Below are 23,994 nucleotides of genomic sequence, written 5' to 3'. Positions count from 1 at the left end.
TTCAGACCAATGGAGTGGATGATGCGCGTCGGCGTGCCGAAGGAAATCAAGAATAACGAATATCGCGTGGGACTTACGCCCGCTTCCGTTGCGGAATTGACCGCAGCGGGTCACGAAGTGATCGTCGAGACCAAGGCGGGACTCGGCATCGATTTCGACGATAAGGCCTATACCGATGTCGGCGCCCGCATCGTGGGTACGGCGGCAGAGGTGTTCGCCCAGTCTGATATGATTGTGAAGGTGAAGGAGCCGCAGCAGAGCGAGATCGCGATGCTCGAGCCGCGCCACTTGCTCTTCACCTATCTCCACCTCGCCGCGGACAAGCCGCAGGCAGAGGGCCTCATAAAATCGGGCGCGACCTGCATCGCTTATGAGACGGTGACGTCGAGCAACCGCTCGCTGCCGCTCCTGAAGCCGATGTCCGAAGTCGCGGGGCGCATGTCGATCCAGGTCGGCGCCCATTATCTCGAAAAGGAACAGGGTGGACGCGGCGTTCTGCTCGGCGGCGTTCCGGGCGTGGCCCCGGCAAAGGTCGCGATCCTCGGTGGCGGCGTATCCGGCCTCAACGCGGCGCAGATGGCGGTCGGGCAGCGCGCGGACGTGACGATCTACGACATTTCGAACGATCGCCTGGCCGAGCTCGACACCTATTTCGGCAGCCAGATCAAGACGGCTTATGCGTCGAAGGCGGCCATCGCCAATGCCGTCGCCAATGCCGAGCTGGTGATCGGCGCGGTGCTGGTTCCTGGCGCGGCGGCCCCGAAGCTCGTCACCCGCGATATGCTGAAAACGATGAAGCGGGGCTCGGTGATCGTCGATATCGCTATCGACCAAGGCGGCTGTTTCGAAACCTCGCGCCCGACGACTCACGAAGATCCCGTGTTCGAGATTGACGGCGTTATTCATTATTGCGTGGCGAACATGCCGGGCGCGGTCGCCCGCACCTCGGCCTTCGCGCTGAACAACGCCACCCTGCCCTTCGTGCTGCGCCTCGCCAATCAGGGCGCCGACGCGGCGATGAAAGCCGACCCCCATCTCGCCAACGGCCTGAATGTTTCGGGCGGGAAAATCCGGCACCAGGCCGTGGCGGAAGCGCTGGAGCTGCCTTACGAAGCGGCGTGACTGTCCGATTTGCGTCACCCTGGCGGAATCCGGGGTGACGCTTAGGGTTGTGTCGTGCGCTGCATTTCCCGCGCTTCGTCGACCAGTTTCAACTGATCTTCCACGACGCGGCGCCAGGGCGCATCGGCCGGTGAATCGGCCAGCAAGGCGCGCCATAATCGTTCCGCCTCATCGAACGACCCGCTCCTGGCCAAGGCCATGCCATAGAAAAGGCGGGGTGCCGGATGCTGGGGCGCGAGTCGGCCTGCACGTTCGAACGCGGCGCGCGCGGCGGGCGTCACACGGCCATCGCCGTGGACGACAAGCGCGTCTGCGAGGCCGAGCCAGAGAACGGCATTGTCCGGATATTTGCGGAGCCCGCTGCGCACGATATCGACCGCGCCCTTCGTATCGCCACGCGCGCGATAGCCGTCGGACAGGGTGAGCCAGGCGCCGGAAGCGTCGAACTGGCCGAACAATTCCTTCCGCGCCATCGAAAAGGGCGTCTGCGCGATCCCGCGCTCGGCGGCCGCTGCGGGGCGGGCTTCGCGGAGCCCCGGACGGCCTTGCCAGGCATAGCCTGCCGCCGCGATCAGCAAGGCGGAGAGCGCGAACTGCAGGCTCGCGCCGCGCATCCCGCCGAGCCAGCGCAGACCCGCCAGCACGGCGAGGGCCAGAAGGAGAAAGATCAGCCAGGACGTCATCACCGCCGCCTCCGGAACCGTCCGCGCGCCAGGAACAGGCCTGCGGCAACCAACACTAAAGGCGCAGCCCAGAGCGGCCATGTCGCAGGCTCCACGGGAGGATTGTAGCTGACCCAATTGCCGTAACGGCCGACCAGCCAGCGCCGGATATCTTCGGGCCGCTCACCGGCCGCGATCCGCCGCCGGACGAGCGCGCGCATGTCGCCCGCCATATCGGCATCGCTGTCCGCGATCGATTGGCCCTGGCAGACCAGGCAACGCAGGCTTTCCATCAACGCCCTCGCTTCCGCCTCTTGGCCTGGATCGGCAAGTTGCGTGTCGGCATATTCGGCGGGCGGCAGATTCGATTGAGCATCGAGAGGCGCGGCAAGAATCAGGGTGAGAATCGGCGCGACCTTCCTCATTGCGCGTCCTTCCAGGCACGGATCAGCGCCTCCATCTGATCCCGGCCGATACCGCCGACATGCTGGTAGCGGACAATGCCCTGGCCATCGATGACGAAGGTTTCGGGAACGCCCGCCGATCCGAGCGCCAGTTGCACCGCGCTGTCCCTGTCGGCGCCGATCCGCTCATAAGGATCGCCGTGGCGCGACAGGAAACGCGCGATGTCTTCCGGCCGGTCGCGAATGGCGATGGCATCGATCGGCACGCCCCGCGCCTTCATTTCAAGGAGAAAGGGCGATTCGGCGATGCAGGGCACGCACCAGCTGGCGAAGATGTTGACGACGCGCGCTTTCCCTTGCCTGAGATCGGCGCTTGCCAGACCCTCACGCCCCGGCAAGGCCGGCGGCAGCGTGAAGTCCGGCACGCTCTTCCCGATCAATTGGGACTGGATCGTGGCCTCCGGCGCGCGGCCGAGGCCGAAAGCGACGATCGTCAGGAAGAGCGCGAAAATCGCGAGCGGCAGCCACAGGATGAGCCGCTTCATGCCGCGCGCTCCTTCGGCCGTCCTTCGCGCCGTACCCGCCCGATGATCGACAAGGCGCCGCCCAGCGCGATCAGCGCGCCGCCAAGCCAGATGAACGTGACGAACGGCTTCCACCACAAGCGAAGCTGCCAGCGGCCATCCTCATTCTGACGGCCGAGCACGACATAGAGCTGCCCATCCACGCGCGTGGCGATCGCAGCCTCGCTGGTTTCGGTCGGCGGCGAGGTGAAGGTGCGTGCCTGCGGCCGGAGGATGAAGCTGCCGCCGCCCCTCTCGACCAGCACGCGCCCCTCCATCGCCGTCCAGTTCGGCCCCGCGATGGGATCGACCCCCTCCAAGCGCACCATAAAATCTCCGACGCGCACCGGCTCGCCCGGGCGGACGGCGGCGAGGCGTTCCCGGGTAAAGGCACTGTCCGATGCCATACCCCCCAGACTGACCGCGACTCCCAAATGCGCGATCGCCATGCCCCAGGTGAAAAGCGGCGTCCGGCGAAGATTGCGCCCCCAGAGCGGCGCGAGGCTTGCCAACCCCACGCCGACAGCCAAGGTCATGCCCAGAAGCGGCAATAGGCCGATGCCCGGCGCCGAAGCGAGCAAAGCGGCAAATGTAAGCGCGCAGGCGGCAAGCGGAACGGCCATGCGCCGCGCGGCGGCGGTCAGGCTGTCCCGCCGCCAACGGATGAGCGGCCCTGCTCCCATCAGGAAGACGAGGATAAGCGCCAGTGGCCCCGCGGCGCTGTTGAAATAAGGCGGGCCGACCGACAATTTCTCTCCCGTCGCGGCTTCCAAGGCGAGCGGGTAAAGCGTGCCGACCAAAACAATGCCGAGGATGACGGACAGCAGGAGGTTGTTGGCGACGAGCGCCCCTTCCCGGCTTACCGGATCGAAGGTCGCGCCTTCGCGCACCGTCCCGACGCGCAACGCGAACAAGGCGAGCGCGCCGCCGATGTAAAGCGCGAGCAAGGCGAGAATGAACGTCCCTCGCGACGGATCGACGGCGAAGCTGTGGACGCTGGTAAGAATGCCCGACCGCACGAGAAACGTGCCGACCATCGACATGGAAAAAGCGACGACCGCCAGCATCACCGTCCAGGCACGCAGCCCGCCGCGAGTCGCCAGCACCGTCACCGAATGCAGAAGGGCGGTCGCCGCAAGCCAGGGCATGAGCGAGGCGTTTTCGACCGGATCCCAGAACCACCAGCCGCCCCAGCCAAGCTCGTAATAAGCCCAATAGCTGCCCGCCGTTATGCCGAGCGTCAGCAGGGTCCACGCCGCCAATACCCAAGGCCGCATCGCCCGCGCGAAGGCCGGGCCGACATCGCGTGTCACAAGCGCGCCCACCGCGAAGGAAAAGGCAACCGAAATGCCGACATAACCGAGGTAGAGCGTCGGCGGATGGAAGGCGAGACCGGGATCTTGCAGCAAGGGATTGAGGCCCGCACCCTCAGCCGGGGCGGGATCCAGCCGCGCGAACGGATTGGAGGCGAAGAGAAGGAAAGCGTAGAAGCCGAGGCTGATCGCGGCCTGCGCCATCAAGGTGGCGGTCAGCATCGTGTCCGCCAGCTTGCGCTCGAACAAGGCGACCGCCCCGCCCGCCAGCGCAAGGACGGTCACCCAGAGCAGCATCGACCCTTCGTGATTGCCCCAGCTTCCGGCGAATTTGTAGAGCCACGGCTTGGCGGAATGGCTGTTCTGCGCAACCAGCAATACCGACAGGTCCGTGCGCAGAAACAGGAGGATGAGGCAGGCGAAGGCCAAGGCGGCGATCAGCCCCTGCGCCACCGCCAAGGGGCGCACGGATGCCGCGACCGGTACGCCGCGCAAGGCAGCGATGCCGAGGGCCAATTGGAGAAGGGAGAGCGACGCGGCGATCCAAAGCGCAGCAAGCCCGGCTTCGGCGATCATTCCAGCGTGTCCGCCTGATGCCTATCGCCCTGCCGGCCGAGGCGCGGCGGCATATAATTTTCGTCATGCTTGGCGAGGATTTCCGTGGCGGCGAACGATCCGTCGGCCCGGAAGCGTCCTTCCGCCACCACACCGCTTCCTTCCCGGAAGAGATCGGGTACGATTCCCGTGAAGGTGACGGGAATCGTCGCGGCCGTTTCATCGCCCACGACGAAGCGGATCGTGGTTCCGTCGGGCAAGCGTTCGAGCGATCCGGCGCGCACCATGCCGCCGATCCGCACCGCCCGGCCTTCCGGCACGCCTTTGCGCGCGACATCGGCGGGGGCGTAGAAATAGGCCGCCTGATCCTTCAGCGCCGACATGGCGAGCAGGACCGCGCCCAGCACGGCGGCGATGGCGAGGATCAGCAGGACCAGGCGCTGATGCTTGGCCTTCAGCCGGTTGGGTTGGCTCATGGACGCGTCACCGCCCCGGCATCGCGCTCGGCCCGGCGCATCGCGATGAAGCTCCATGCAGCAAGCCAACCCGCCCCGGCAAGAGTGAGCCCATAAGCGGCGATGATGAAGGGCCAGTGGTTCATGCCGCCATCCGCCGCAGCCGCGCCTCGATCCGGGTGCGCGCCAGATCGGCCCGCATCCGCATCAGCACGATGGCGCCGAAAAGCAGCGAGAAACCGAGCGTGGACAGGAGCAAGGGCCAAAGCATCGAGGCATCGATGCTGTTTCCGCCGGCAAGGCTGATGCTCTGCCCCTGATGCAGGGTGCGCCACCATTCGACCGAATAGCGGATGATCGGGATGTTGATCGCGCCGACCAGGCCGAAGATCGCGCTGACCCGGCCCTCCCCGCCCCGCTCGCGGTCGGCCGCGGCAAGCGCGGCGTAAGCGATATAGAGAAAGAGGAGGATGAGCATGGACGTCAGCCGCCCGTCCCATTCCCAATAGGTGCCCCAGGTCGGACGCCCCCAGAGCGACCCAGTGGCGAGACAGAGAGCCGCGAACAGCCCGCCGGGCACAGCCATGGCGCGCGCCGCGACGCCCGCGAGCGGATGGCGCCAGACAAGCTGAACGAGGCTCGCCGCCGCAATGCCCGTCCATCCCGCCATGCCGAGCCAGGCGGCCGGCACGTGGACGTACATGATGCGAACGCTTTCGCCTTGAAGATAGTCTTGCGGCGCGACGAAAAGGCCGATGCCGAGCCCGACCGCGATAAGCAGCGCTCCGCCACAGCCAAGCCAAGCGGTAAGCGGACGCGCGATCTTCAGAAAACGGGCGGGATTGGCGAGGAAGTGCATCTCGGCCGTCCTCTTAGCGAAAGCGATACGGAGGGGAAAGCGAAGAAAGCCCCCCTTCCCTGCCTTAAACATCGTCACCCCCGCAAAAGCGGGAGTTCAGACACTGAGTGGGCCGGCTCGGATATCGCTTGGATTCCCGCCTTTGTGGAATGGCGTGAGCAGCAAGCCTTGCCCTCCGCCTCCAGGCGGCCCATGCAGCATCATCCATGCCCAGCGCCGCTTCCTCTTCCGAACGTCCGCAGCAAAACCGAATTCTCGGCATCGGCCTCCGGATCGGCGCGGCCACCAGCTTCGCCTTCATGGCCGCGACGATCAAGCTGGGCTATGATGCGGGCGTCAGCACGCCGGAGCTGGTTTTCTACCGCTTCGCCTTCGGCCTGCCGCCCTTGCTCGGATGGATCATCCTGTCCGGCAATTACGGCGCGTGGCGGACCCGGCGGCCTCTGGCTCATCTCGCCAGGACGGCGATCGGCCTGTCCTCGATGGTCTTCGCTTTCTCCGCGCTCGATTATTTGCCGCTGGCTGAAGCGACGGTCATTTCCTTCGCCGCGCCGCTCTTCTCGGTCATCCTGTCCGTCCTGGTCCTGAAAGAGCAGGTCGGGCGGCATCGCTGGAGCGCGGTGGCGATCGGCTTCGTCGGCGTGTTGGTCGTCATGCAGCCGGGCGGGACGCATTTGCCGATCGTCGGACTCATCGTCGCGGCCGTCGCCGCTTTTGGCGTGGCCTGCGTCAATATCACGATCCGGCAGATCGGCCGGACCGAGGGCGCGCAAACCACCGTCCTTTGGTTCACCTTGTCGTCGATGCTGGTCGTCGGGCTCTTTTTCATGCACTTCTACGCCCGCCCGCACGACGGATGGACCTGGGCTATCCTCGTCGCGCTCGGCCTCGCGGGCGGCGCGGGACAGCTTTTCCTCACCGCCTCGCTTCGGTTCGCGCCGGTACCGGTGATCGTGCCGTTCGACTATCTGCAGCTGCTGTGGGCGGTTCTGCTCGGCTGGCTGCTGTGGAGCACGCAGCCTTCGCCCGCCACTTGGGCGGGCGCGGCCGTCATCATCGGCAGCGGCCTCTACACCATTTACCGGGAGCAGAAGATCGGGCGCGAGCGCAAGGGGATTGCGGCCAAGGCCCCGATCCCCCCGCTCGGCAAATAGATCAGCGCCCGATCAGACGCTGCGCCATCGTGTCCGCGACGGCGGCCGGATTGCGGCCGGTGGCGGCGCTTTCGTCCCAGATCGTGTCGAGGCGGCCCGGAATCTGCTCGATCTTCGCCTTGACGCCCGCTTCATCGGCATCGCCCAAATATTCGGATGCGACGTTGATGATGCCGCCCGCATTGATGACGTAATCGGGCGCGTACAGGATGCCGCGCGCATGGATACGGTCGCCGTCGGCCGGAGTCGCGAGCTGGTTGTTCGCGCCGCCCGCGACGACAGGCACGCGAAGGGCCGCGATGCTCTCTTCGGTGAGGATCGCGCCCAACGCACAGGGGCTCAGCACATCGGCTTCGAGGGTCAGGATGCTCGCGGGATCGACCGTGGCGCCGCCCACTTCATTCGCGAGCTTGCCCGCCCGCGCGGCATCGATGTCCGCGACGCTGATCTTCGCTCCGTCCTTCGCCGCAAGCCGTGCAAGACCGCCCGCGACGCTGCCCGCGCCCTGGATCGCAATGTGGAGGCCGGACAGGCTGTCCTTGCCGAGCGCGCGTTTCACCGCTGCCCTGACGCCCAGATAAACGCCGTAGCTGGTATGCGGCCCCGGATCGCCGCCGACCGCGCCCGCCGCAACCGGGAGGCCGGAGACATATTTGGTCTGCTTCGACACCGCGACGAGATCGGCCACGTTCATGCCGACATCTTCCGCCGTCACGTAATTGCCGCTGAGGCCATCGACCGCACGCCCATAGGCAGCGAGCATCTCCGGTGTCTTGGTGCGCGCGCTATCCGCCAGGATCACCGCCTTGCCGCCGCCCAGCGGCAAGCCTGCCATGGCGTTCTTGTAGCTCATGCCGCGCGACAAACGCAGCGCGTCGGAAATCGCCGAGGCGCTGTCGGCGTAATGCCAGAAGCGCACGCCGCCCGCGCCCGGGCCCAAATGGGTGGAGTGGACCGCGATGATCGCCTTCAGGCCGGACGCCCGATCGGTGACGAAATGCACGACCTCATGGTCGTCGAAATCGGGGTAATCCCAAGGCGACTGCATGATCCTGTCCTAATTTGTTGATTTATCTTGAAAAGTGGGGCGACCGACGGGACTTGAACCCGCGACCCTCGGTACCACAAACCGATGCTCTAACCAACTGAGCTACGGTCGCCACAACCTGCTGATGCGGGGCGCTCTTACGAGCGTGGCCCCATCAGCGTCAAGGAAACAAATGATGGTCACGATATTGTTCGGATCCACCTCTTGGTGCACGCTTACAGGCGTTGTTCCAAGGGCGTGGTGGGCGCGGCAAGGATTGAACTTGCGACCCCACCCGTGTGAAGGGTGTTTTAGCGCCGAAACGCAAGGACTTACGGCATTTGCCGGGAGATCGGAGCGTGAATCTATGGCGAACAAACGAGCAGCGTCTGACCATATGCTGACCACTCGATTGGAGGTGCGCTATGTCCACCTTTGAATGGATCGTCTGCTGCCGATGCAAAGAGAACTTCGGCATGGACCGCGCAACCTATGGCACGCTCAAAAAGAGCGGAGCGACGTTTCATTGCCCGTTCGGGCATCCGCAGCATTTCACGGCGGGAAAAACCGAAGAGCAGAAACTTCGCGAGCAGCTTGAGGAAGAGCGCCGTCAGCGCCAGCGCGCCGAACAGGCTGTTGCCCGACAGGCAGATTGGCGGCGCGAGGCGGAGGAGCGTGCCAAGCACGAGCGCGCGCGGGCGAACGGCTACAAGGGCCACGCAACCCGGATAACGAAACGCGCGAAAGCTGGCGTCTGCCCTTGCTGCAATCGCTCGTTCCAACAGCTCGCCCGGCACATGGCGGCGAAGCATCCGCAATTCACGCCGCTAGAGGTCGAGCCAGCATGACCCCAATCCTCCCCAGCTATCGGAGAGCATGAATGAGAGTAGAAGAGACAATGGTGCAGCTGGGCGCGGACGCGCTTCAGGCGGCTTGGAACAGCGGTGACGATGCAGTGGCGCTTCTTCCGGAGATCTGTTTCACCCCGGATGAGGCCGAACACCTTGCGCGCGCCGTATTAACCGCCTCTCTCCGCTCTAAAGCTAAGGAGGAAGAGTGATGGGCGAGGTTGTCCAGTTGCGCCGATGCACTTGCGCGGAAGTAGAAGGCGAGGATCCGGAATGCCCTTTGCACGAGCTAACCATTGCCAGGATCGCCGCGTGGGAAGATTGGGAATGCGCCACGAGCGAGCTGGAGGGCTATTTGGCGCGCGATGTTGCCAGGAGGCACCTTGATGCTAGCGGCTGGAATGCAGCCCTTGACCTAGCAGCCGACATTGTAGCGCGGTTCGGATATGAGACGCCTGCCATGCGCATTCGGGAGCAGAAGCATGTCCCCTCCCCAGAAAGGAATAGAACATGATGGGTGAAATGACCGAAGGGGCCCTTGGCGATACACCGGCCGAACGCCTTCATCGTTTTGCAGTCGAATGGCGCATACTGATGCAGCGCGGGCGGGACAGGGTAATTTACGAGCTTCACCCCGGCGATCCGCGTTGGGCCGAATGCCGTGTCGACGACATCGAAGCCATCCTTGCCGCCCTCTCTCCAGAACAGGAACAGGAACAGGGATGATGGACGCTGAGGTGCCGACGGCTGTTTTCGAATCGTCGGCAAAAACCGCAGATTTCCGCCGTTCCTGAAAAACAGAAAAAATAGAAAATGGCGGATTTCTGCGGTTTCCTGCTGGTCGACGGAAATGCTCGAATCGTGCCGCCTAGCCCCTTCCCACCGTTCCCCATTTGTTCGACAATGAGGAATGGGACGAGTCGATAAATTGGGATGGCCGCCGTGGATGAAGACGGTAGGCGCGGCGGGGCGCTTATGACTACTTCCTGGCAGTATTGGCTTGGGGTGATAGCTACCTTTGTGGTGTTGGCGGGGATTGTGTTTGTTGCGTCGATGTGATGGCGAAACCCCCGGAGGGCCTCTTTCTTGAAAAAGGCTGTCCGGGGGCTCTTTCTGGTCCGGATCGGTGTCCGGCTCTCAAATGCGCGGGCCGGGCTTGATACCGGCTCCCTATGGGTATCCTTATTGCGCGTGCCGAAGCAGAGGCTTGTCGTTTCTATCTAGTCCACGGGCCTTATGTATTCAGGCGTGTCCATCCACGCCGCCGCGCACTTCATTCTTATACCGGAACAGGGGTTGTGGCGCAAGCGGTTTCGTGCTACTCAGGGCGATATTCTGAGGTGATGTAAAATGATCGTAGCAGAAGCCTTTCACCCGAGCGAGTATATCGCTGACGAGCTAGACGCGCGCGGATGGTCGACTCTCGACCTTGCGCGGCGGATGCCCGGTGACGTGCAAACCAACCTGTTAGCGGTTGACCTATATCTCACGGTTGGGCCGGAGAACCGCGACTTGCGCTTGGGCGATTGCGCGGCCAGCATCGGCGATGCGTTGGGAGTGTCAGCGGCCTTCTTCAATAATCTCGAAGCGGCTTGGCTAGACACTCCCTCCTGACACACAGGCGGGTATTATATGGGTTAGCATTGTGCGTTTTCTGCAAATTGCTCATGGCCCCGCAACCTGTGCAAAAAATGCACAAGTTGGGTCCGGGTATTATATGGAGGTGGTGATGAAGTTTGACCCTCAAGATCCGGCAAGCGCCTCGTCTCAGCGCGCCTTCGATCGGCCATATTCGGGCATGCGCGAACACACCTTTCACGAAACGCGACCAAGCACTTTTTGGGAAGTTCTGACCACTGGGAAAGCCGAACAAGCGACTGTTTCTCGATTTATCATTCCGCGCGCCCGCTAACGACAACACCCGCCTCCATAAAGAGGGTTAGGCTGTCGGCTTCTTCGTATTCTTAACTTCCTTCACGATTTCCTTGCCAGCGGCCACCCCGGCGAGAATGACTGGTGCATTAGCAACCACCACGGGCGCTACCTTCTTGGCGAAACGCAGGATCTTCTTCAGGTTCATGGCTTGGCTTCCTCTACAGTAACGGTGTCGGCAGTGACGTTCATTTGTTCGGGGGAAGTGGCGCGGGCGGTGGCCTCAATCGCGCGGAAAGCGGCGCCGGTGTTCTCCGTCGCTTTCCGGTTGCCAACCACGGACCCGAGGTAGAAGCCTATCGCAAGGTTGAACGCGCCGATCAGCGCCCCCTTCATCGTGTCGTCGCCAACATTCTCAGCAAACGCCCACGCGAATAGGCCGATAATCAGGAGGGCAATAACGAAGTGGGGGGTTTTGAAATCGCTGTCCATCACGCCGCACCTCGATATAGCTTCGTCTCGGCTGTTCGACGCCGCGTTAAGCCGGTCATCACTCGACCAGCAGCCTTATTCCAGCGCGCGAACTGATTGGCGGCACCGTCATGGTTGCCCGCATTGTGCATCCTGAGCAGAGTGGACGACCTCAGGTTTTCTTCGCCCACGTTGAAGGCAAGCGATACGAGGGCATCGAACTGATCTTGGGTCGTGATAGGAGCGAGCTTGTTGACCGCCCTTTCAAAGCGAGCAACGTCCTTGCGCAGAAGGTCATCGGCCTGCGCTTCAGTGATCACGAGGCCCGGCTTTACGTCAGACCCAGTATGGCCGACGCCGATCGTCCAAGGGTCTCCTCCGGTCGCAGGATCAGGATATGCCTTGAGGCGCAGTCCCTCGAACTCCTTGATGAGCGCAACGCCTTTGTCGCTGATTTTACGGACCATTCCGTCGCGAGGAACGCCCAGGCGATCAAGGGCCGCGTCGAGATCATCTACGGAAGCTTGATCGGGGAACTTGCCCCCGCTCGCCTTCACAAGATCAAATATGGCCTTACGGGTCATTTCTCGCCTCCAGCGTTCATCTCGTCGAGCTTGTTCATTGCGTGCTTGAGATGCGGCGAGACGGCTGTTTCAGGCAGAACGTCAATTAGGTCGCGTTGCGCTGAAATCTTGGCGCTAAGGTCTCCCCGCCGCATTCCGTCGATAATGCCGTGAAGCTGTCTCACCTCTTCGCGCAGGGCCTGGTTTTCCGTTCGTAGGGCAGCGACCTCGCCTGACAGTGCTTGGATCAATTCGCCAAAGCCCTGCCGGTCGTCGATCTTCTCTTGCATCCGGAGCTTGCGGTTCGTCACCCAAAGACGAGCGACGAACATCAGGAGCGCAAGCAGGGTGGCGGTGCTAATCCACCCCCTGATGATCTCCAGTGTCGGAGCCCCGTTCATTCGGCTTCACCAGCAACATGCGATTGAGAAGCCGCTTCACCATTAGAAGCCCGGCGACGGAAACGACCAGTCCTAAACCCATCCATGATCCCCACCCCAGCGGTTAACAGGCACTCGAACAGGAAGATCAGGTTAGTCGTGATTTCATGCCCGCGGGTTTGCGGGCCATGATCTTCATAGGTGATGGCGAACCCGATGTTCGCGCAGATCGAGAGCGTGGCGAGCATCACCACGGCAATCAGCGATTTTGAAGGGTGTCGGTGCCACGCCACATAAGCACAGACGGCCACGAAAACCTCAAGCATCGTGTAGATGCCGGGCCTCTGGCTCACCGATCCCAAGAACCAGACGAGGTTCGAAATGACGAAGCTAAAGCACAATGTCCCGCCCAGCCAGCGCAGATCCTCGTCTCGCCATGTCGCCCATAAGGCAAACGCGGCGGCGCTCCCGTAAAAGAGGAGCCAGAAGGCTTGCATCAATTCTCTTCTTCTGACTTCGGTGTGCCGCCGCCATAAACGATGACGTCATCGTTGGTGAGGCCAGCGACCGGCCCGATCTCTTCAAGGATGACCTGAAGGTCGTTATGAACGGCGAAAACCAGCTTGCGAAGGCCTTTATCCTTGTTAACGCTGGGGTGCGCTTCCAGGGCCGTCAGGTTGCCCTTGGCCTTGCCGGCGATTTCAAGTGCGCGCTCTCTTCGGACGTTGTTTTTGGACGTATCGTGCGTATTCTTCGGATCGGCCATCGTAGCCTCCTCCTTTTAAGGTGGAGAGCTACCGGCTGCTCTATACGCGGTCCCTATTTCCTATAATATTTCCGATTCGGAGGCAATAGCTGGGCTTGTCAACCCCCTCGCGACTAAATGCGCTTGATTGGGTGAGTCCGGTGATTTATCGTGCGGTGATGCAGGCGAGGGTTGCCAATATTCAGGCCCTGAGAGGTCTTGCCGCCCTTGCTGTAGTCGTGTGCCATGCCGCCAGCCGATCAGGCTTGGATTTCGAAGTCGGCAATGCCGGGGTAGAGCTATTCTTCGTCATAAGCGGCTTTGTCATGGTGAAGGCTTTATCCAATCCGGACCTGTTCCTTCTCCGGCGCGCGGCCCGCATCCTGCCTCTCTATTGGATCGTTGTGCTTACTGCCTTCGCCGCCATGACCATCGCTCCCGGCATGTCGGATGTGCGGCCCGATTTTGCCGGGTCCATGCTGCTGCTGCCGCTGTCTAGCGATAATCGGATATTGGCGGTTTCGTGGACCCTCACCCACGAGATGCTTTTTTATGCCCTGCTGGCCTCGCTTCCGAGAGAAAGAGCTATCCCGCTGGCAACGTTGGCCATCGTCGCGCTGGTGGCAGCGGGCTTCACGGCAGCACCGCAATCGCCCCTGCTTCAGGCCGCGACAGACCCGATCAACCTCTGCTTCGTCGCGGGAATGGCGTTAGCGAACGTGCCGCGCGGATATGCCCCAACAGCTTGCATTATTGCGGCCCTGGCCTACTTCACCGCGATACAGGCTCTAAGCATCCCGGCCAGCGAAAGCCCTGCCCGCATCCTCTGGTTTGGGCCAGCAGCTGCCATCCTCGTATATGGCGCCGTATTCTCGCCCCTTCGCTTCCGTGCACTGGAGAGGTTGGGCGAAACCTCCTACTCCCTCTATCTTGTTCACATTCCAGCGATGAAGGGGGTGGCAGTCGCGTTTGCATGGCTCGGACTAGGGTATCCTAACGCTTTCTGGCTTGTTGCCGTTTCTACTCTTGTAGGCACAGGAATGTTCTACGTTCTTGAGCACCCTATGATCCAGTTTGCTTCAAATCTCGCGCCACCGCGAATTCGAGTACATCAGCTCCATCGCCTGCCCGACCGTCATGGCGCGGTTGACCGCATCCCGCAGGATGAGGGTCGGGCCGTGCTGTATCGTGAAAGCAGCCTCAGCCGTTAAGACAACCGTCTGCCCTTCCTTGCCCCCCGTGAAGCCGGTAATGGTGGTCGTGTTGTAATTGGCGACGAAGCGCCTTCCCGCGAGGCTGGGAGTGGCGCTGTTTGCCAGTAAGGCGGGGTATCCCGTCAAAGTCCCCGCGACGATCATGTTGTCATAGATCGAAGTCGCAGGCCCGCTGTCTTCAAGCGCTGTCCCCACCGGCATATTGATGATATTGCCCGTAACCGTTCCTCGCAGAACGGTCGGCCCAATCACAACGCCACCTACGCCTGCGCTGCTCGCAACATCGTTACCAATCAACGTGGCCTCGTCCGCCTTAATGTAGGCACCATAGGTAGCGAACTCGCGGAATTTATTGCCTTGCAGAATGACGGCGCCGACCGTGCTTCCTGAGGAAGTATTCGCCTCCAAGCTGGAGCCGAACCCATTGATGAAATTGTTCGCGATCTGAAACGGCCCCATGGCAAGGGCCCCACCTTGAAGAATAGCAATGCCTCTATCGGTATTCCCCGGCGCCGATTTGATCCTGTTCCCCGTAATGGTCGCGCTATTAGCTGACGCGAGATAGATCCCGCTCTTTCGTACGCCGTCAATCTGGTTCGCACTGATCGTCGTCCCGTCACCAACGGGGAGGTCAAACGATCCGTTAATAACCGCGATGCCGTGGTGACATTCGTCGATGACATTGCCGACAACGCTCCCGCGAGCAAAACCACTTATGCCGATTGCCGCAGGGACATCGGAACCAGAGCGAGGCTTGCTTTGGTCGGTATTTGTGCGAAGGACCATGTTATTCGAGCAGGCAAAGTTATCAGCCCCCTGGATGTATATTCCTGCGCCGTAGAAGAGCGTCACTCCGTCAGTAAGAACAGATCCAGAAATATCAGTCACTACGTTACTCGTGATGATCATGTCATCGACGCGATCGCCCGGTACCCCGATCCCGCTTGAACTCAGGTAGAGCATGATCCCGTAGCATGGATGGTTGCGCACAACGTTCTCGCTAACGATGTTCCCGAACATCGATTTGCCGATCTCGACGTTCTGAAGTCCGATGCCGACGCCGCACCTGGAAACACATTCATTACCTGTGACTATGTTGTAAGATGAGGTTCCATAGAGATAGATGTCATAGCCCATCTGTCCCTGCGTCTCTGAACCATCCTGCGCGACAACACTGTCAGTGAAGATATTTCCGGTGACGGTGCAATTGTTGCAGGAATTAAGAATGACTCCGCCGCGCCGCATTCCTTTGAAGAAATTGCCTCTTACGATGCAACGGTTGGCGTTAATCGCTACGCCCCATCCGTGAAATAGAGACGATACCGTGGTGCCGGGCGTGATGCGCAGGTTTTCAACCACGAAGTGATCGTGCGTAACGGCAATTGCAATGGAATTGGTATTTGCTCCGGTGCAGACGATGCCACTGCTATAGCCCCGGCCGAAAATCCGCTGGCCTTCAGCGGCCGATAGAACGGGCGAGTTCGTGCTATAGAGTTCTTCGAGGTAAACATCCTTGCCCGTGTTCAAAGCCTTCTGAATGGCGTTCACGTTCTCAGCGGGTGTGGCAGAAGTGGAGGCCCCGAAATCCTTTGCTGCAACAATCTCCCGCTCTTTGTCCTGGACGGTCCGCAAGACAGCCCCCGTTCCAGCCTGAAGAAACCCTACCGCCGCCGCGCCATTCGGCCCCGCTAATTGCAGCCCAAGGTTCACCGCACTGGCCTGATAATAGACCTGCACCATCGCGGAATTGCGCACACGGATAGAATAGGGCCCGTCGATATATGCACTGACCGGCGCGTCACCGTCCGACAGCACCCCCGCCTTCGTCCTCAAGGGCTGGGAAAGCGGGATGGTGAACTCCGCATCCGCGAAGACCGGCACTGGATCCACCTGCGGATCGCCATTCTCCACCCCGAACCAGACATAACCATTATCCAGCAGGCGGTTATCGAGGCCTGTGAATAGCGGATAGGGCGCGTCAACGCGGCTCATTTGTGCGGCTCCTGAAAATGGATTATAAGGCGCGCCGATGCGCACAGTGATGAAATGGGTGATTGGCCTGCCGCTGATGTACTTTCTCGTGCCATATCTATTGTTCTTCCTGGCTGGCGGCAGCACGGGTTGGTGTCTGGGAAAATGCGTCCACAAGCCTCCGCTGAAGGTCGAGTACGTCGTTCGCGATAGCGGGCTCGGAACGAGCAATCCGCGATAGGCGGCCGATATAGGCCCGGCCTTCGGTAGGCTTCGGGTTCTTCGGCATCCGTGCTATCCAGCGGGCGAACTTGGGGGAGGCAAGAAGGCGGCCAGCGGCATACTGACCCGCAAGCACCTTCGCCATGAGCGGCAGCCCACCTAAGCCGGTGGCTCCGGTCAGTAAATTGCCGACGTTGCTCCCCGAATTACTATGATTGGCGTATTTGGTCGCTTCCTTGGACCCGCGCGCAACAATGGCCAAGTCATTGAGAGCGGCGCGGCCTTCGTCCCCGAACAGTGTCCGCTTGGCGCTTTCTCCGATATCGTTCCAGTGGGTGAGGAAGGTGGAGAGCGAGAAGGCTTCTCCGGTTTCGTCCTGGCTGCCCTTTGTGGCACGGCCAAGTCCGGAGATAAGCGAGGCTCGCACCGCTCCCCTTTCCTGAGGCGGGAGAGATTCCATGAACCTCGCGAACCGGCGATTATTGCCCGCCATTGCCCCCTTAAGGGATTGGACGATTTGCTCGCCGGATTTCGGATTGTTCGCATTGCCAAGGATCGGCTCGATCGCTTCGTCGATCGTTTGCAGTCGGTTACGCCAATAGCGGTCAGCAGTGCGATAAGCACGGGCCGCCCCATCTAGTCCTTGCTGCTGAAGTCCGGCGACAATATCATCCGCCGCAGCGTCAACTACACGATTGGCGATGCGCTCAAGATTGGTGTTGCGGAGCCCGTTGGTGCTGAACTGATCGCGCAAGGCGGTACGCATGTTGCGTAGCCCGCGAACGGTGTTGGGTTCGCTCAGCGCATCACGCAATTCCCCAAGCTTGGCCAACCCTTCCGATCCACCGGGCGTTTCCGACAGGCGGGCTATTTCGTCATCCAGTATTCGAAGGGCGTTGGGCGTTTCTACCTTAGCCTGCCCCGCAGCGCTTTCCGCAGCATGATAAAGCCCATTACCGCGCGTGCTGGTACGAGCGATGAAGGATTTGGCACCGCGCCGCGCCGTTTCCCCCGCCGCTTCCGGATTGAGAATAACGCCGAAAGACGATGCTACGCGGTCGCGCACTGCCTTCGCGCTATCCAGCGTACGATTGGCGCCAGATACGATTGACGAGGCGCCGCCGATTGTGCCCGCGATCATCGACGTTGCGCGCCGCGTTTTTGCGCCGCCGACATCGGCGGGGAATGGGACGATGTTCTGCCGCTCCATGGCGGCCAAAACCTCTTGCCCATCAGTCGGCGGCGTGGGGCGGCCAGCACTGGCCATCGCGCGGGAGCCGCCGTAATTGATCAGACCCCCGGTGGCGCCACCAAGAGCCGCTCCCCCCGCCGCTCCAATCAGCCTGTCACCAATGTCGCCATCCGTTGCGCCAAGGCCGTAAACTCCGCCTAGGGCGGCACCTTCCTGAGCGCCCCGCACCCCGGCCGCACGCGCGCCTGCCAGAACGGCAGCTTCGCGCCCAGCCCCAGCCCTTAACATCGCTGTTGCCGCGCCCTTCCCAGCCCCGGCCACACCACTCGGGATTAGGAGCCCGGCAGCCAGACTGCCAGTCAACCGGGCCCAGAAATTGTTTTCCTCGTCATGATCGCGAATGGCACGGTTGTAATCTAGCGCTTCGTTCCAGCTATCGCCGTTCAACACTACATCGGACGCAGCCAGCAATTCATCGTCCAGCCCGATTGTCGCCGGGACACCCCGAGCCAAAGCCTTGATCGTATCGCCGATCCCGCTCTGGCCGCGCGCGTCCGTGATGTCCGGCGTCGGGCGCTCAATGGCACCGAAAATGCCGGCAACACCCCGCTCACGCTCGGCAAAGGCCTTTTGAAGATCCTCGTTGCCGTCCCAGTGGGTTTGGCCATATTGATCCGCGATGACGTTGAGAGCGGCGAGATCGGCGCCGTTATTGAAAGCCGTTTGAATCGCAGCGATGTATTTGTCGTCCTGCTCTTTATAAGGCGACATCTCTTCGTCGCCGAAGACGAGCTTATCTCCAGCCTGAACGCTGAATCCAGCCTTTTTCAGGGCTTGCTCAATTTGAGGGGACGCCGACCCCGCGCCAATTTTCGCCGCCTCGATGAGCAGCCCAAGGCGCTTCTTTTTATCCTTGATTGCCGCTTCACTATCCCCGAGCTGCGGGAAATAGGAGCGACGAAACCCTTCTAGCTGCTCCCTGTTATAGGCCGCTCCAGTGCCAAGCGTGAGCCCTGCGTCGAGGATGTCGAGCTGGGCATTTTCTACACGCTGCCGGTCTGCTCCGGTCAAGAAGTTGGCGGCGGTATCACCAGCTATCGAGCGGATTGTTTCGGTGAAGGCGCCAGGCGATTGCCCCGCCTCTCCGACCTCATTGAGGATCGACAAGCCGCCCGCTAGGCGTGTTGCGAGTGTCGCAGTCTTGCGCTCACTCTCTTGCGCTTTTGGATCGCCGCCCCCGGCCGCCGCTTTATTGATCGCCGACTGCGGCTGCTCAAGCTGAGCAATCAGGTTAGGATCGTCAACGGGGATCAGATCGTCTTCCATCACCGCCACTTCTGGAACCACTGACCGTCGATCTTGACGTAAACCTTGCCGCCAACTGATCGCGTCTCGCTGGGCTTAGGCGCTTCTTTCGTCTTCGGAACCGAAGCCACGGCCCCGGCGGACTGATCACCCCCTTTCGAGCTAGAGGAGCCGCCCTTCTCAAACCCAGCCATAAGATTGGCCAGTTGAGGGAGGGCTGAAACGGGAATGGCGTCGTCAGGACCGATGCCCAAACCACGCGCAACATGAGCGATGTAGTTATTAACCGACGCATCGCTGTTTTCCTTGCCGCGCGGCGCGTAGCGTTCCACAAGCTTGCGAGGAGTGTTGTGCCCTTTATCGAGGTAGCCGCTTTTCAGAAGGCGTCTTTGTGCAGCAGCCCCAGCAGCAGGTGACACGAACTTGGCGAAACCGTTCTCATTTCCCGCATAGCCAGGAATAGAGCGGGCAAAGTCGCCGTCCTTGATGGCGCCCGGATTGTTCAGGCGAACCGTCAGGGGAGCGCCAGAAGAGCGCCTATTTCCACCGGAAGCGGGCGGAGTTTCGCCGGGGCTATCGAAACGCGTCTGGCCTTCGCTGAGCGTGAAGGGTGCATCTGGCGCTTGATAGATGACTTGCCCCGTCACCGGATCGACAATGGCGTCTCCGTAACCGACGACCTTGCCGCCTTCGCTGCCACCGAAGCCTAGCTTCTCCAATAGAGGCGCGGCCTTATCGCCCATAGCTGAGCCGATACCGAAACCGATTATGCCCTTGGCCTGGTTGGAAAGCCGCGTCACTTCATCATCATTACCGGCGGCCTTGGCCTGCTCGATCTGATCGACAATGCTCGCGAGCGCTTCGCTTTCCGCCGTGCTCTCTCCGCCATTTTTGAGCGCCGCCACCCGAGTATCGATCAGGTTTTTGGCGATGTCAGTGCGTCCCGCCTGAATAGCGGAAGCTACGCCAAACATGTCGGAGAGATTTTGGTCCTTCCGCTCCTGTGAGTAGGCCTCCCACCCCTTGCTTGCGGCCTCCGCAAGTTCGGGATGCTTCAAGCTGAACGCCATCAAATTCTGCGGCGTCAAGTTTCCGCCCAAGGCTTCAATATCGCCCTGCAACTGCGCCTCTTGCGCTTGCTTCTGCTCAGCCGCCGCCCGAGCCGCTTTGCGGGCCCTCAGCTGCTCCCCAAGCACAAGCAGGGGCCGAACATCGAGTTCAGGCTGCGTTGATGAATAGTCTATGGGTCCAAGTGCCATATCAGAACGCCGCTATCGCTGAAGCGATCTTGAGACCGCTGTTCCAGCCGTTGAGAGTTGAATTGCCGCGTGCAATCTGGCCGCCTGCTAAGGCGGCGCCTTGCTGTTGCAGGAGGTCGGACACGGCATTGGTCGAAGCGGCGGCTTGGTTGCCGACCCCCGCAGCTGCGCTCTGCCCAATCGAAGTCAAATCTCTCAGGCGGCCGAACTGGTTAGCGAAGGTGCTTGCCAGGAGGTCGGCCCGGAAGCGCGCGAGGCTGTTATTAGTATTCCCGCCTCGCAGGCCCCCGGTTGCGGCGGCATTTGCGAGAATGGCCTCCTCGCCCTGCTCAAGCGACGTGGTAAATTCCGGCCCGGCTAAAAGAGCGTTGATCGCGTCTTGCTGCGCAGCTGTGCCGTTAAGGCCGATCAAACCCATCTGCTGGGCAATGGCCTTGGAGCCAGCATCAACGAACGGCTGTTGACGCTGCTCGTTGCGCAGCAGTGTTTCGCGTTGGAGGGCAATCGCCTGTTGAGCGACACCGGCTTGCGTTTTTGCTGCCTGCTGCTGGGCTTTAGCAGCCTTATTGCTGCCTGTGATCCCGCCAATTATGTCGCCGATGAAACCCAGAACGGTTCTCCATGAAAACACGGAGAGCCGCCGGTCGCTCGTCTACTCGGCCAGAAATATGTAACCTAATGCGATTCAGCGCGCAACTGCCAATTCTCGCGTGTCAAGCCTAATATGTGGATATCGACGAGGGCACCGTTCACCCGGCACGCTTGCCGCCGCGTCCCTTCATGCTCGAACCCTAACTTGCGGCAGAAATTGGCAGCGGTCGGCAGGGTCGAAAGAACGTACCCCGTGGCGCGCTGCACCTCTTGGCCCACAAACACTTGCGCGAGAAACAAGTCAGCCAAGGATCGTCCATAGCGGATTGCTTCGGGCAGAAGGCCTACGTGCACCTGGACTTCCCACTTGCTAAAGCGGATCGCGAGGAAGACGCCGACAAGCCGATTGTCGATATAGGCGCCGTAATAACTGGCCGCAGGATGATCGATGTATCCAGGCTCTCGTCCATCGTGACGAAGCTTCGGTGCTATGGTCTCATGTTGCAGAATGCCATTGATGGCGTCGGCGTCGGACAGTGGCTCTACGGCCAGTTTCACGGCGTCAGGGTCTCGTTCGCGCGAAGGTCAGTGATAAGCGCAACCATTGCCTGTGAATGCTCCTGAAGCGCGTTGGCCAATGCCTGAACCTCCGCCTGTGTCGGAGGATTGCTGATCGCCGGGGCTGTATAAGCAGTCACAGACGTGCGCGCCGACGCCCCTGACGGAGCCGCCCATGCCGGGCCAGCCGACCTTTCCACCTTTGTATCGGCTAAATCATACGCATCATCAGCGCGGTTCTGTGCATTAGCTGCGGCTGTCGCGGCATCGGTTGCCGTAGACTGTGCCGTCTCCGCCTTCGTGTCCGCCTGTTGAGCCGTCTGTTGCGCCTCCGCAGCCGCCGCAGGGTTTGCATCAAACGCCGCGTCTTGAAGCGCCTCGAAAGCGGCGATGGCCTTTGGGTCCGATCCAATGCCGGAGCTTGCGATGTCCCGGCGCGTCAGTCTTGTCAGGGTTTCACCTTCTGCGAGAGCCATCAGGAGAGTCCTTCCAATTGCGCCTCAAGCCTTGGGAATGCGCGCGGTGCGTCTGCGATCCCCCGGAAGCGATAGACCCGCCAATTCCGGAAGCGCCCCATCCGGCGCCACGCAGTTCTATGCCTGCGATCCCCGCTTCCGCCTAAAGAAGCTGCCCGTTCTTCGCTGAAAGTAATCCCGTCATCACTGGCGGCGCAAAATATGGTCGGAACCTCTTCGCCAACTGAGGACGTGCCGCCAATCGTCACGAGCTCCAGTTCATGGACGAGAGCACCCTTGCCCGCATTGTAGAGCATAGGCGTCATGAAGACATAGCCGGGGCTTTCGCCGAACTGTGACGTGATAGTGTCGTCGACATATCCAATCGCGCTATCGCTGCCGCACCACCACTTCCCGCCTGAGAAAACATGGTGCCGCGCTGGATAGGCCTCGTCAGCTTCCGCGCCACCCGCAAGACAATACCACACCGGGGTGTCGAACTTCTGCGATGCCGTCCAGCTATAGACCCAAGTCCGGTTCGGGAGGTGGATCAGGAGTTCGCGGATGCCGTTATCGTTCAGGCTTTCCAGTTCTATGCTGGCCAGCTCTAGCTCGCTCAATGCGGCCAATTCTCCGTCCAATTCCTTGGGGCTGATCTGGATCGCCTGTCCCGCACCGGCAAGGAATACCCCCGGCTGTTCGTTTCGACCAGAGCCAACGAACGCGAATGTCTCGATGAATGGTGCAAAGGCATGTGGACCGACGCAACCTTTAGGGATTTGCGCCCCACGCTGTCTTGCAAACGGAAAGCCGGTCGACCCAGTGTTATTGAATACCTCGATCGTGTTGCGATTGAGCGCGTACACCTCGCCCCGTAGAGACAGCAAACCAACAACCGGATCGGGATCGGCTTCGGAAGAGCCGTACTTCAAGGGATCGACGCTGGTCGGATTGTTGAGTTCGGTCACGACCAGAGAGGTGCCGTCCGTCGTCATGAAATAGCCGTCGATCCAGATCAGCGAGTAGACAGGGCCAAGGTCGGGGTCTGTGACCTGGGAGAGAGTGCCATCCTTCAAATAATAGAGCCTCGTTCCCGAATTGATCGCGAGGCGGTCGAAGGATTGAGCGAACCGCACCGTCCCACCCGATCCGACCGAACCGACAATAGAGGTCGAGCCATTCTCCGCCACGGTGACCAGATTGCTGCCAAGGACGCGGTAGTGCGTACCGTTCCAGACATAGCCTCCCCGGTCCTGCTCGGTATCGGCGATCTTGCGAACGCCCCGCGCGGAACGAAGATAGCCCTTGGAAACGCCGCTATCTTCTGCAACCGGCATAAGGTTAACGGGATAGGCCGTGGCAAGATCGGGCACTGGCTTGCGATAAATGCCGTTGATGATCTGAATTTGCATCAGGGAAGCCGACGCCACCAATTGCCGCCACCGGCTATCGGGACGCGGGTTCCGTGCATGGCGGGCGTTTGGAGGGTCTTTGCTACGACTAATCCGTAAGCGCGCTTGGCCTCTCCCTTCACCGAGGGCATCGGCTCCTTACCGAAACTTGGAGCGAGACGGAGCGCGAGGTTCAATGCAATGGCGTCGTCGGCATAAGCGGGCGTGGTCATCTCGACGTCAGGCTGGGGGTCGCCGTCCGTCGCTGTATAACCGAGGGTTATCCCCTCCTCATCCCATTGCGCCATCATTGCATCTAGGCGGCGCGCCGCTGAAGCTTGTTCTTCAGCCGTCGTGTCGAACACATAATTGGCGATGCCGATCGCCTCGAAGGCATCGGAAAAGATGGTGCCGCGCAGCGTCATGACGGGGCTCGCGACATGATGTTGACCCAAGCCGTCTCTGCCGGATTGGTGAATATGTTGAGAACCGCGCCGAGGATCGAAACAGTCAAGGTCTTGGGGATCTTCGTCAGGATCAGTGTCGTGCTCGTATTCGTCGTGCTGCCCTGCTTGATGGTCACATCATACCGAAAAGAGGCCCCTGCTGCATTCTCCGCTGTTGCGTTGACGATGGGCACAACACCCGCGTCATAGGCTTTCGGGAAGGTGTAGGACGCCTCTCCGCTCGCATTGAACGTCAACTGCATCCGCCGTGCTTGCAGGCGGCTTTCATGCGTGTGGTTTTCAAGGGCATAGCGCGGCATATCGCCCCTAGCGCTGTCCGCTTGAACCGCTGGAGGGGCCGCCTGCGCGGGCTGGGGAACGATAGCCGCGATCTCCG

30 protein-coding genes, 1 tRNA gene and 1 pseudogene are annotated in these 23,994 nt (G+C 61.2%); 8 read left to right on the top strand and 24 right to left on the bottom strand.

Translation table 11 applies throughout. From position 1 onward, the window contains the following. Positions 1-21: 21 nt before the first annotated feature. Positions 22-1,122, top strand: coding sequence for an alanine dehydrogenase (gene ald / locus IC614_RS03200; RefSeq protein ID WP_200973072.1), 1,101 nt, complete (start codon positions 22-24; stop codon positions 1,120-1,122). A gap of 41 nt (positions 1,123-1,163) precedes the next feature. Here the strand turns inward: ald and IC614_RS03195 are convergent, their stop codons facing one another. From IC614_RS03195 to ccmC, 7 genes are read right to left on the bottom strand one after another with little or no spacing between them, the layout of a single operon-like run. Beyond that, positions 1,164-1,805, bottom strand: a complete 642-nt coding sequence (locus IC614_RS03195; RefSeq protein ID WP_200972293.1) for a tetratricopeptide repeat protein — start codon at positions 1,803-1,805, stop codon at positions 1,164-1,166. Beyond that, entirely contained in the window at positions 1,805-2,209 is a 405-nt protein-coding gene (locus tag IC614_RS03190; protein WP_200972292.1) for a cytochrome c-type biogenesis protein, read from the bottom strand. The genes IC614_RS03195 and IC614_RS03190 overlap by 1 nt, the downstream gene beginning before the upstream one ends. Next, on the bottom strand, positions 2,206-2,733 hold the full coding sequence (locus IC614_RS03185) for a DsbE family thiol:disulfide interchange protein (protein ID WP_200972291.1): 528 nt from the start codon (positions 2,731-2,733) through the stop codon (positions 2,206-2,208). Before IC614_RS03185 ends, IC614_RS03190 begins: the two co-directional genes overlap by 4 nt. Next, the gene (locus IC614_RS03180) at positions 2,730-4,640 is read right to left on the bottom strand and encodes a heme lyase CcmF/NrfE family subunit (RefSeq protein ID WP_200972290.1); all 1,911 of its coding nucleotides are present in this window, start codon (positions 4,638-4,640) and stop codon (positions 2,730-2,732) included. Before IC614_RS03180 ends, IC614_RS03185 begins: the two co-directional genes overlap by 4 nt. Further along, positions 4,637-5,077, bottom strand: a complete 441-nt coding sequence (gene ccmE, locus IC614_RS03175) for a cytochrome c maturation protein CcmE (protein ID WP_200973071.1) — start codon at positions 5,075-5,077, stop codon at positions 4,637-4,639. The genes IC614_RS03180 and ccmE overlap by 4 nt, the downstream gene beginning before the upstream one ends. Before the next feature lie 14 nt (positions 5,078-5,091). Beyond that, complete coding sequence (gene ccmD / locus IC614_RS03170; RefSeq protein WP_200972289.1) at positions 5,092-5,220, bottom strand: heme exporter protein CcmD; 129 nt, start codon at positions 5,218-5,220, stop codon at positions 5,092-5,094. Further along, positions 5,217-5,933, bottom strand: a complete 717-nt coding sequence (gene ccmC, locus IC614_RS03165) for a heme ABC transporter permease CcmC (protein WP_200972288.1) — start codon at positions 5,931-5,933, stop codon at positions 5,217-5,219. Before ccmC ends, ccmD begins: the two co-directional genes overlap by 4 nt. 206 nt (positions 5,934-6,139) lie before the next feature. Here ccmC and IC614_RS03160 point away from each other — a divergent pair, with 206 nt between their 5' ends. After that, entirely contained in the window at positions 6,140-7,087 is a 948-nt protein-coding gene (locus tag IC614_RS03160) for a DMT family transporter (RefSeq protein ID WP_200972287.1), read from the top strand. A 1-nt stretch (position 7,088) separates the two neighbouring features. Here IC614_RS03160 and IC614_RS03155 read toward each other — a convergent pair whose 3' ends face one another. Together IC614_RS03155 and IC614_RS03150 are read right to left on the bottom strand one after the other, a co-directional pair. Next, entirely contained in the window at positions 7,089-8,135 is a 1,047-nt protein-coding gene (locus IC614_RS03155; RefSeq protein ID WP_200972286.1) for a Glu/Leu/Phe/Val family dehydrogenase, read from the bottom strand. 35 nt (positions 8,136-8,170) lie between these two features. After that, positions 8,171-8,247, bottom strand: a tRNA-His gene (locus tag IC614_RS03150). 292 nt (positions 8,248-8,539) lie between these two features. Between IC614_RS03150 and IC614_RS03145 the strand changes: the two genes are divergently transcribed. From IC614_RS03145 to IC614_RS03125, 5 genes are all read left to right on the top strand, one after another. Next, the gene (locus IC614_RS03145) at positions 8,540-8,962 is read left to right on the top strand and encodes a hypothetical protein (RefSeq protein ID WP_200972285.1); all 423 of its coding nucleotides are present in this window, start codon (positions 8,540-8,542) and stop codon (positions 8,960-8,962) included. 32 nt (positions 8,963-8,994) lie between these two features. Next, a complete protein-coding gene (locus IC614_RS03140; protein ID WP_200972284.1) occupies positions 8,995-9,174 on the top strand; it encodes a hypothetical protein in 180 nt (59 codons plus the stop codon). Positions 9,175-9,472: 298 nt separating this feature from the next. Continuing rightward, positions 9,473-9,688: a hypothetical protein gene (locus IC614_RS03135; RefSeq protein WP_200972283.1), complete on the top strand. Its 216-nt coding sequence runs from the start codon at positions 9,473-9,475 to the stop codon at positions 9,686-9,688. A 624-nt stretch (positions 9,689-10,312) separates the two neighbouring features. Next, on the top strand, positions 10,313-10,576 hold the full coding sequence (locus IC614_RS03130; RefSeq protein WP_200972282.1) for a hypothetical protein: 264 nt from the start codon (positions 10,313-10,315) through the stop codon (positions 10,574-10,576). Between the two features lie 31 nt (positions 10,577-10,607). After that, positions 10,608-10,874 carry a hypothetical protein gene (locus IC614_RS03125; RefSeq protein WP_200972281.1) on the top strand — a complete coding sequence of 89 codons (267 nt, stop codon included), beginning with the start codon at positions 10,608-10,610 and terminating at the stop codon, positions 10,872-10,874. A gap of 27 nt (positions 10,875-10,901) precedes the next feature. Here the strand turns inward: IC614_RS03125 and IC614_RS03120 are convergent, their stop codons facing one another. The 6 genes from IC614_RS03120 to IC614_RS03095 form a co-directional block, all read right to left on the bottom strand. Continuing rightward, a complete protein-coding gene (locus IC614_RS03120) occupies positions 10,902-11,042 on the bottom strand; it encodes a hypothetical protein (protein ID WP_200972280.1) in 141 nt (46 codons plus the stop codon). Next, complete coding sequence (locus IC614_RS03115; RefSeq protein ID WP_200972279.1) at positions 11,039-11,326, bottom strand: hypothetical protein; 288 nt, start codon at positions 11,324-11,326, stop codon at positions 11,039-11,041. Before IC614_RS03115 ends, IC614_RS03120 begins: the two co-directional genes overlap by 4 nt. Next, on the bottom strand, positions 11,326-11,889 hold the full coding sequence (locus tag IC614_RS03110; RefSeq protein WP_200972278.1) for a lysozyme: 564 nt from the start codon (positions 11,887-11,889) through the stop codon (positions 11,326-11,328). The genes IC614_RS03115 and IC614_RS03110 overlap by 1 nt, the downstream gene beginning before the upstream one ends. Continuing rightward, the gene (locus IC614_RS03105) at positions 11,886-12,200 is read right to left on the bottom strand and encodes a hypothetical protein (RefSeq protein WP_200972277.1); all 315 of its coding nucleotides are present in this window, start codon (positions 12,198-12,200) and stop codon (positions 11,886-11,888) included. Before IC614_RS03105 ends, IC614_RS03110 begins: the two co-directional genes overlap by 4 nt. A gap of 65 nt (positions 12,201-12,265) precedes the next feature. Beyond that, entirely contained in the window at positions 12,266-12,745 is a 480-nt protein-coding gene (locus IC614_RS03100; protein WP_200972276.1) for a hypothetical protein, read from the bottom strand. Next, complete coding sequence (locus tag IC614_RS03095; RefSeq protein WP_200972275.1) at positions 12,745-13,014, bottom strand: hypothetical protein; 270 nt, start codon at positions 13,012-13,014, stop codon at positions 12,745-12,747. Before IC614_RS03095 ends, IC614_RS03100 begins: the two co-directional genes overlap by 1 nt. A gap of 131 nt (positions 13,015-13,145) precedes the next feature. Between IC614_RS03095 and IC614_RS12315 the strand changes: the two genes are divergently transcribed. Further along, the gene (locus IC614_RS12315) at positions 13,146-14,204 is read left to right on the top strand and encodes an acyltransferase family protein (RefSeq protein WP_226372710.1); all 1,059 of its coding nucleotides are present in this window, start codon (positions 13,146-13,148) and stop codon (positions 14,202-14,204) included. A 159-nt stretch (positions 14,205-14,363) separates the two neighbouring features. Here IC614_RS12315 and IC614_RS03090 read toward each other — a convergent pair. The 9 genes and pseudogenes from IC614_RS03090 to IC614_RS03050 all read right to left on the bottom strand — a co-directional run. Continuing rightward, positions 14,364-15,947 (bottom strand): annotated as a pseudogene (locus tag IC614_RS03090) (right-handed parallel beta-helix repeat-containing protein); the annotation flags it as partial. A gap of 349 nt (positions 15,948-16,296) precedes the next feature. Further along, on the bottom strand, positions 16,297-18,918 hold the full coding sequence (locus IC614_RS03085; RefSeq protein ID WP_200972273.1) for a hypothetical protein: 2,622 nt from the start codon (positions 18,916-18,918) through the stop codon (positions 16,297-16,299). Beyond that, the gene (locus IC614_RS03080) at positions 18,918-20,156 is read right to left on the bottom strand and encodes a hypothetical protein (protein WP_200972272.1); all 1,239 of its coding nucleotides are present in this window, start codon (positions 20,154-20,156) and stop codon (positions 18,918-18,920) included. The genes IC614_RS03085 and IC614_RS03080 overlap by 1 nt, the downstream gene beginning before the upstream one ends. Position 20,157: 1 nt before the next feature. Then, positions 20,158-20,787 (bottom strand): hypothetical protein, encoded by a 630-nt coding sequence (locus tag IC614_RS03075; RefSeq protein WP_200972271.1) that lies wholly within the window; start codon positions 20,785-20,787, stop codon positions 20,158-20,160. Between the two features lie 44 nt (positions 20,788-20,831). Then, positions 20,832-21,305, bottom strand: a complete 474-nt coding sequence (locus IC614_RS03070; protein ID WP_200972270.1) for a GNAT family N-acetyltransferase — start codon at positions 21,303-21,305, stop codon at positions 20,832-20,834. Continuing rightward, positions 21,302-21,781: a hypothetical protein gene (locus tag IC614_RS03065; RefSeq protein WP_200972269.1), complete on the bottom strand. Its 480-nt coding sequence runs from the start codon at positions 21,779-21,781 to the stop codon at positions 21,302-21,304. The genes IC614_RS03070 and IC614_RS03065 overlap by 4 nt, the downstream gene beginning before the upstream one ends. After that, positions 21,781-23,172 carry a packaged DNA stabilization protein gene (locus IC614_RS03060; RefSeq protein ID WP_200972268.1) on the bottom strand — a complete coding sequence of 464 codons (1,392 nt, stop codon included), beginning with the start codon at positions 23,170-23,172 and terminating at the stop codon, positions 21,781-21,783. Before IC614_RS03060 ends, IC614_RS03065 begins: the two co-directional genes overlap by 1 nt. Continuing rightward, positions 23,172-23,576: a packaged DNA stabilization gp4 family protein gene (locus IC614_RS03055; RefSeq protein WP_207791147.1), complete on the bottom strand. Its 405-nt coding sequence runs from the start codon at positions 23,574-23,576 to the stop codon at positions 23,172-23,174. The genes IC614_RS03060 and IC614_RS03055 overlap by 1 nt, the downstream gene beginning before the upstream one ends. Then, the gene (locus tag IC614_RS03050) at positions 23,573-23,917 is read right to left on the bottom strand and encodes a hypothetical protein (protein WP_200972266.1); all 345 of its coding nucleotides are present in this window, start codon (positions 23,915-23,917) and stop codon (positions 23,573-23,575) included. The genes IC614_RS03055 and IC614_RS03050 overlap by 4 nt, the downstream gene beginning before the upstream one ends. Positions 23,918-23,994 lie beyond the last annotated feature (77 nt).

The organism is Sphingosinicella flava, from assembly GCF_016025255.1.
GTDB lineage: Bacteria > Pseudomonadota > Alphaproteobacteria > Sphingomonadales > Sphingomonadaceae > Allosphingosinicella > Allosphingosinicella flava.
The sequence above is the reverse complement of the archived record's forward strand: the minus strand, read 5'-3'. Positions and strand labels throughout refer to the sequence as shown.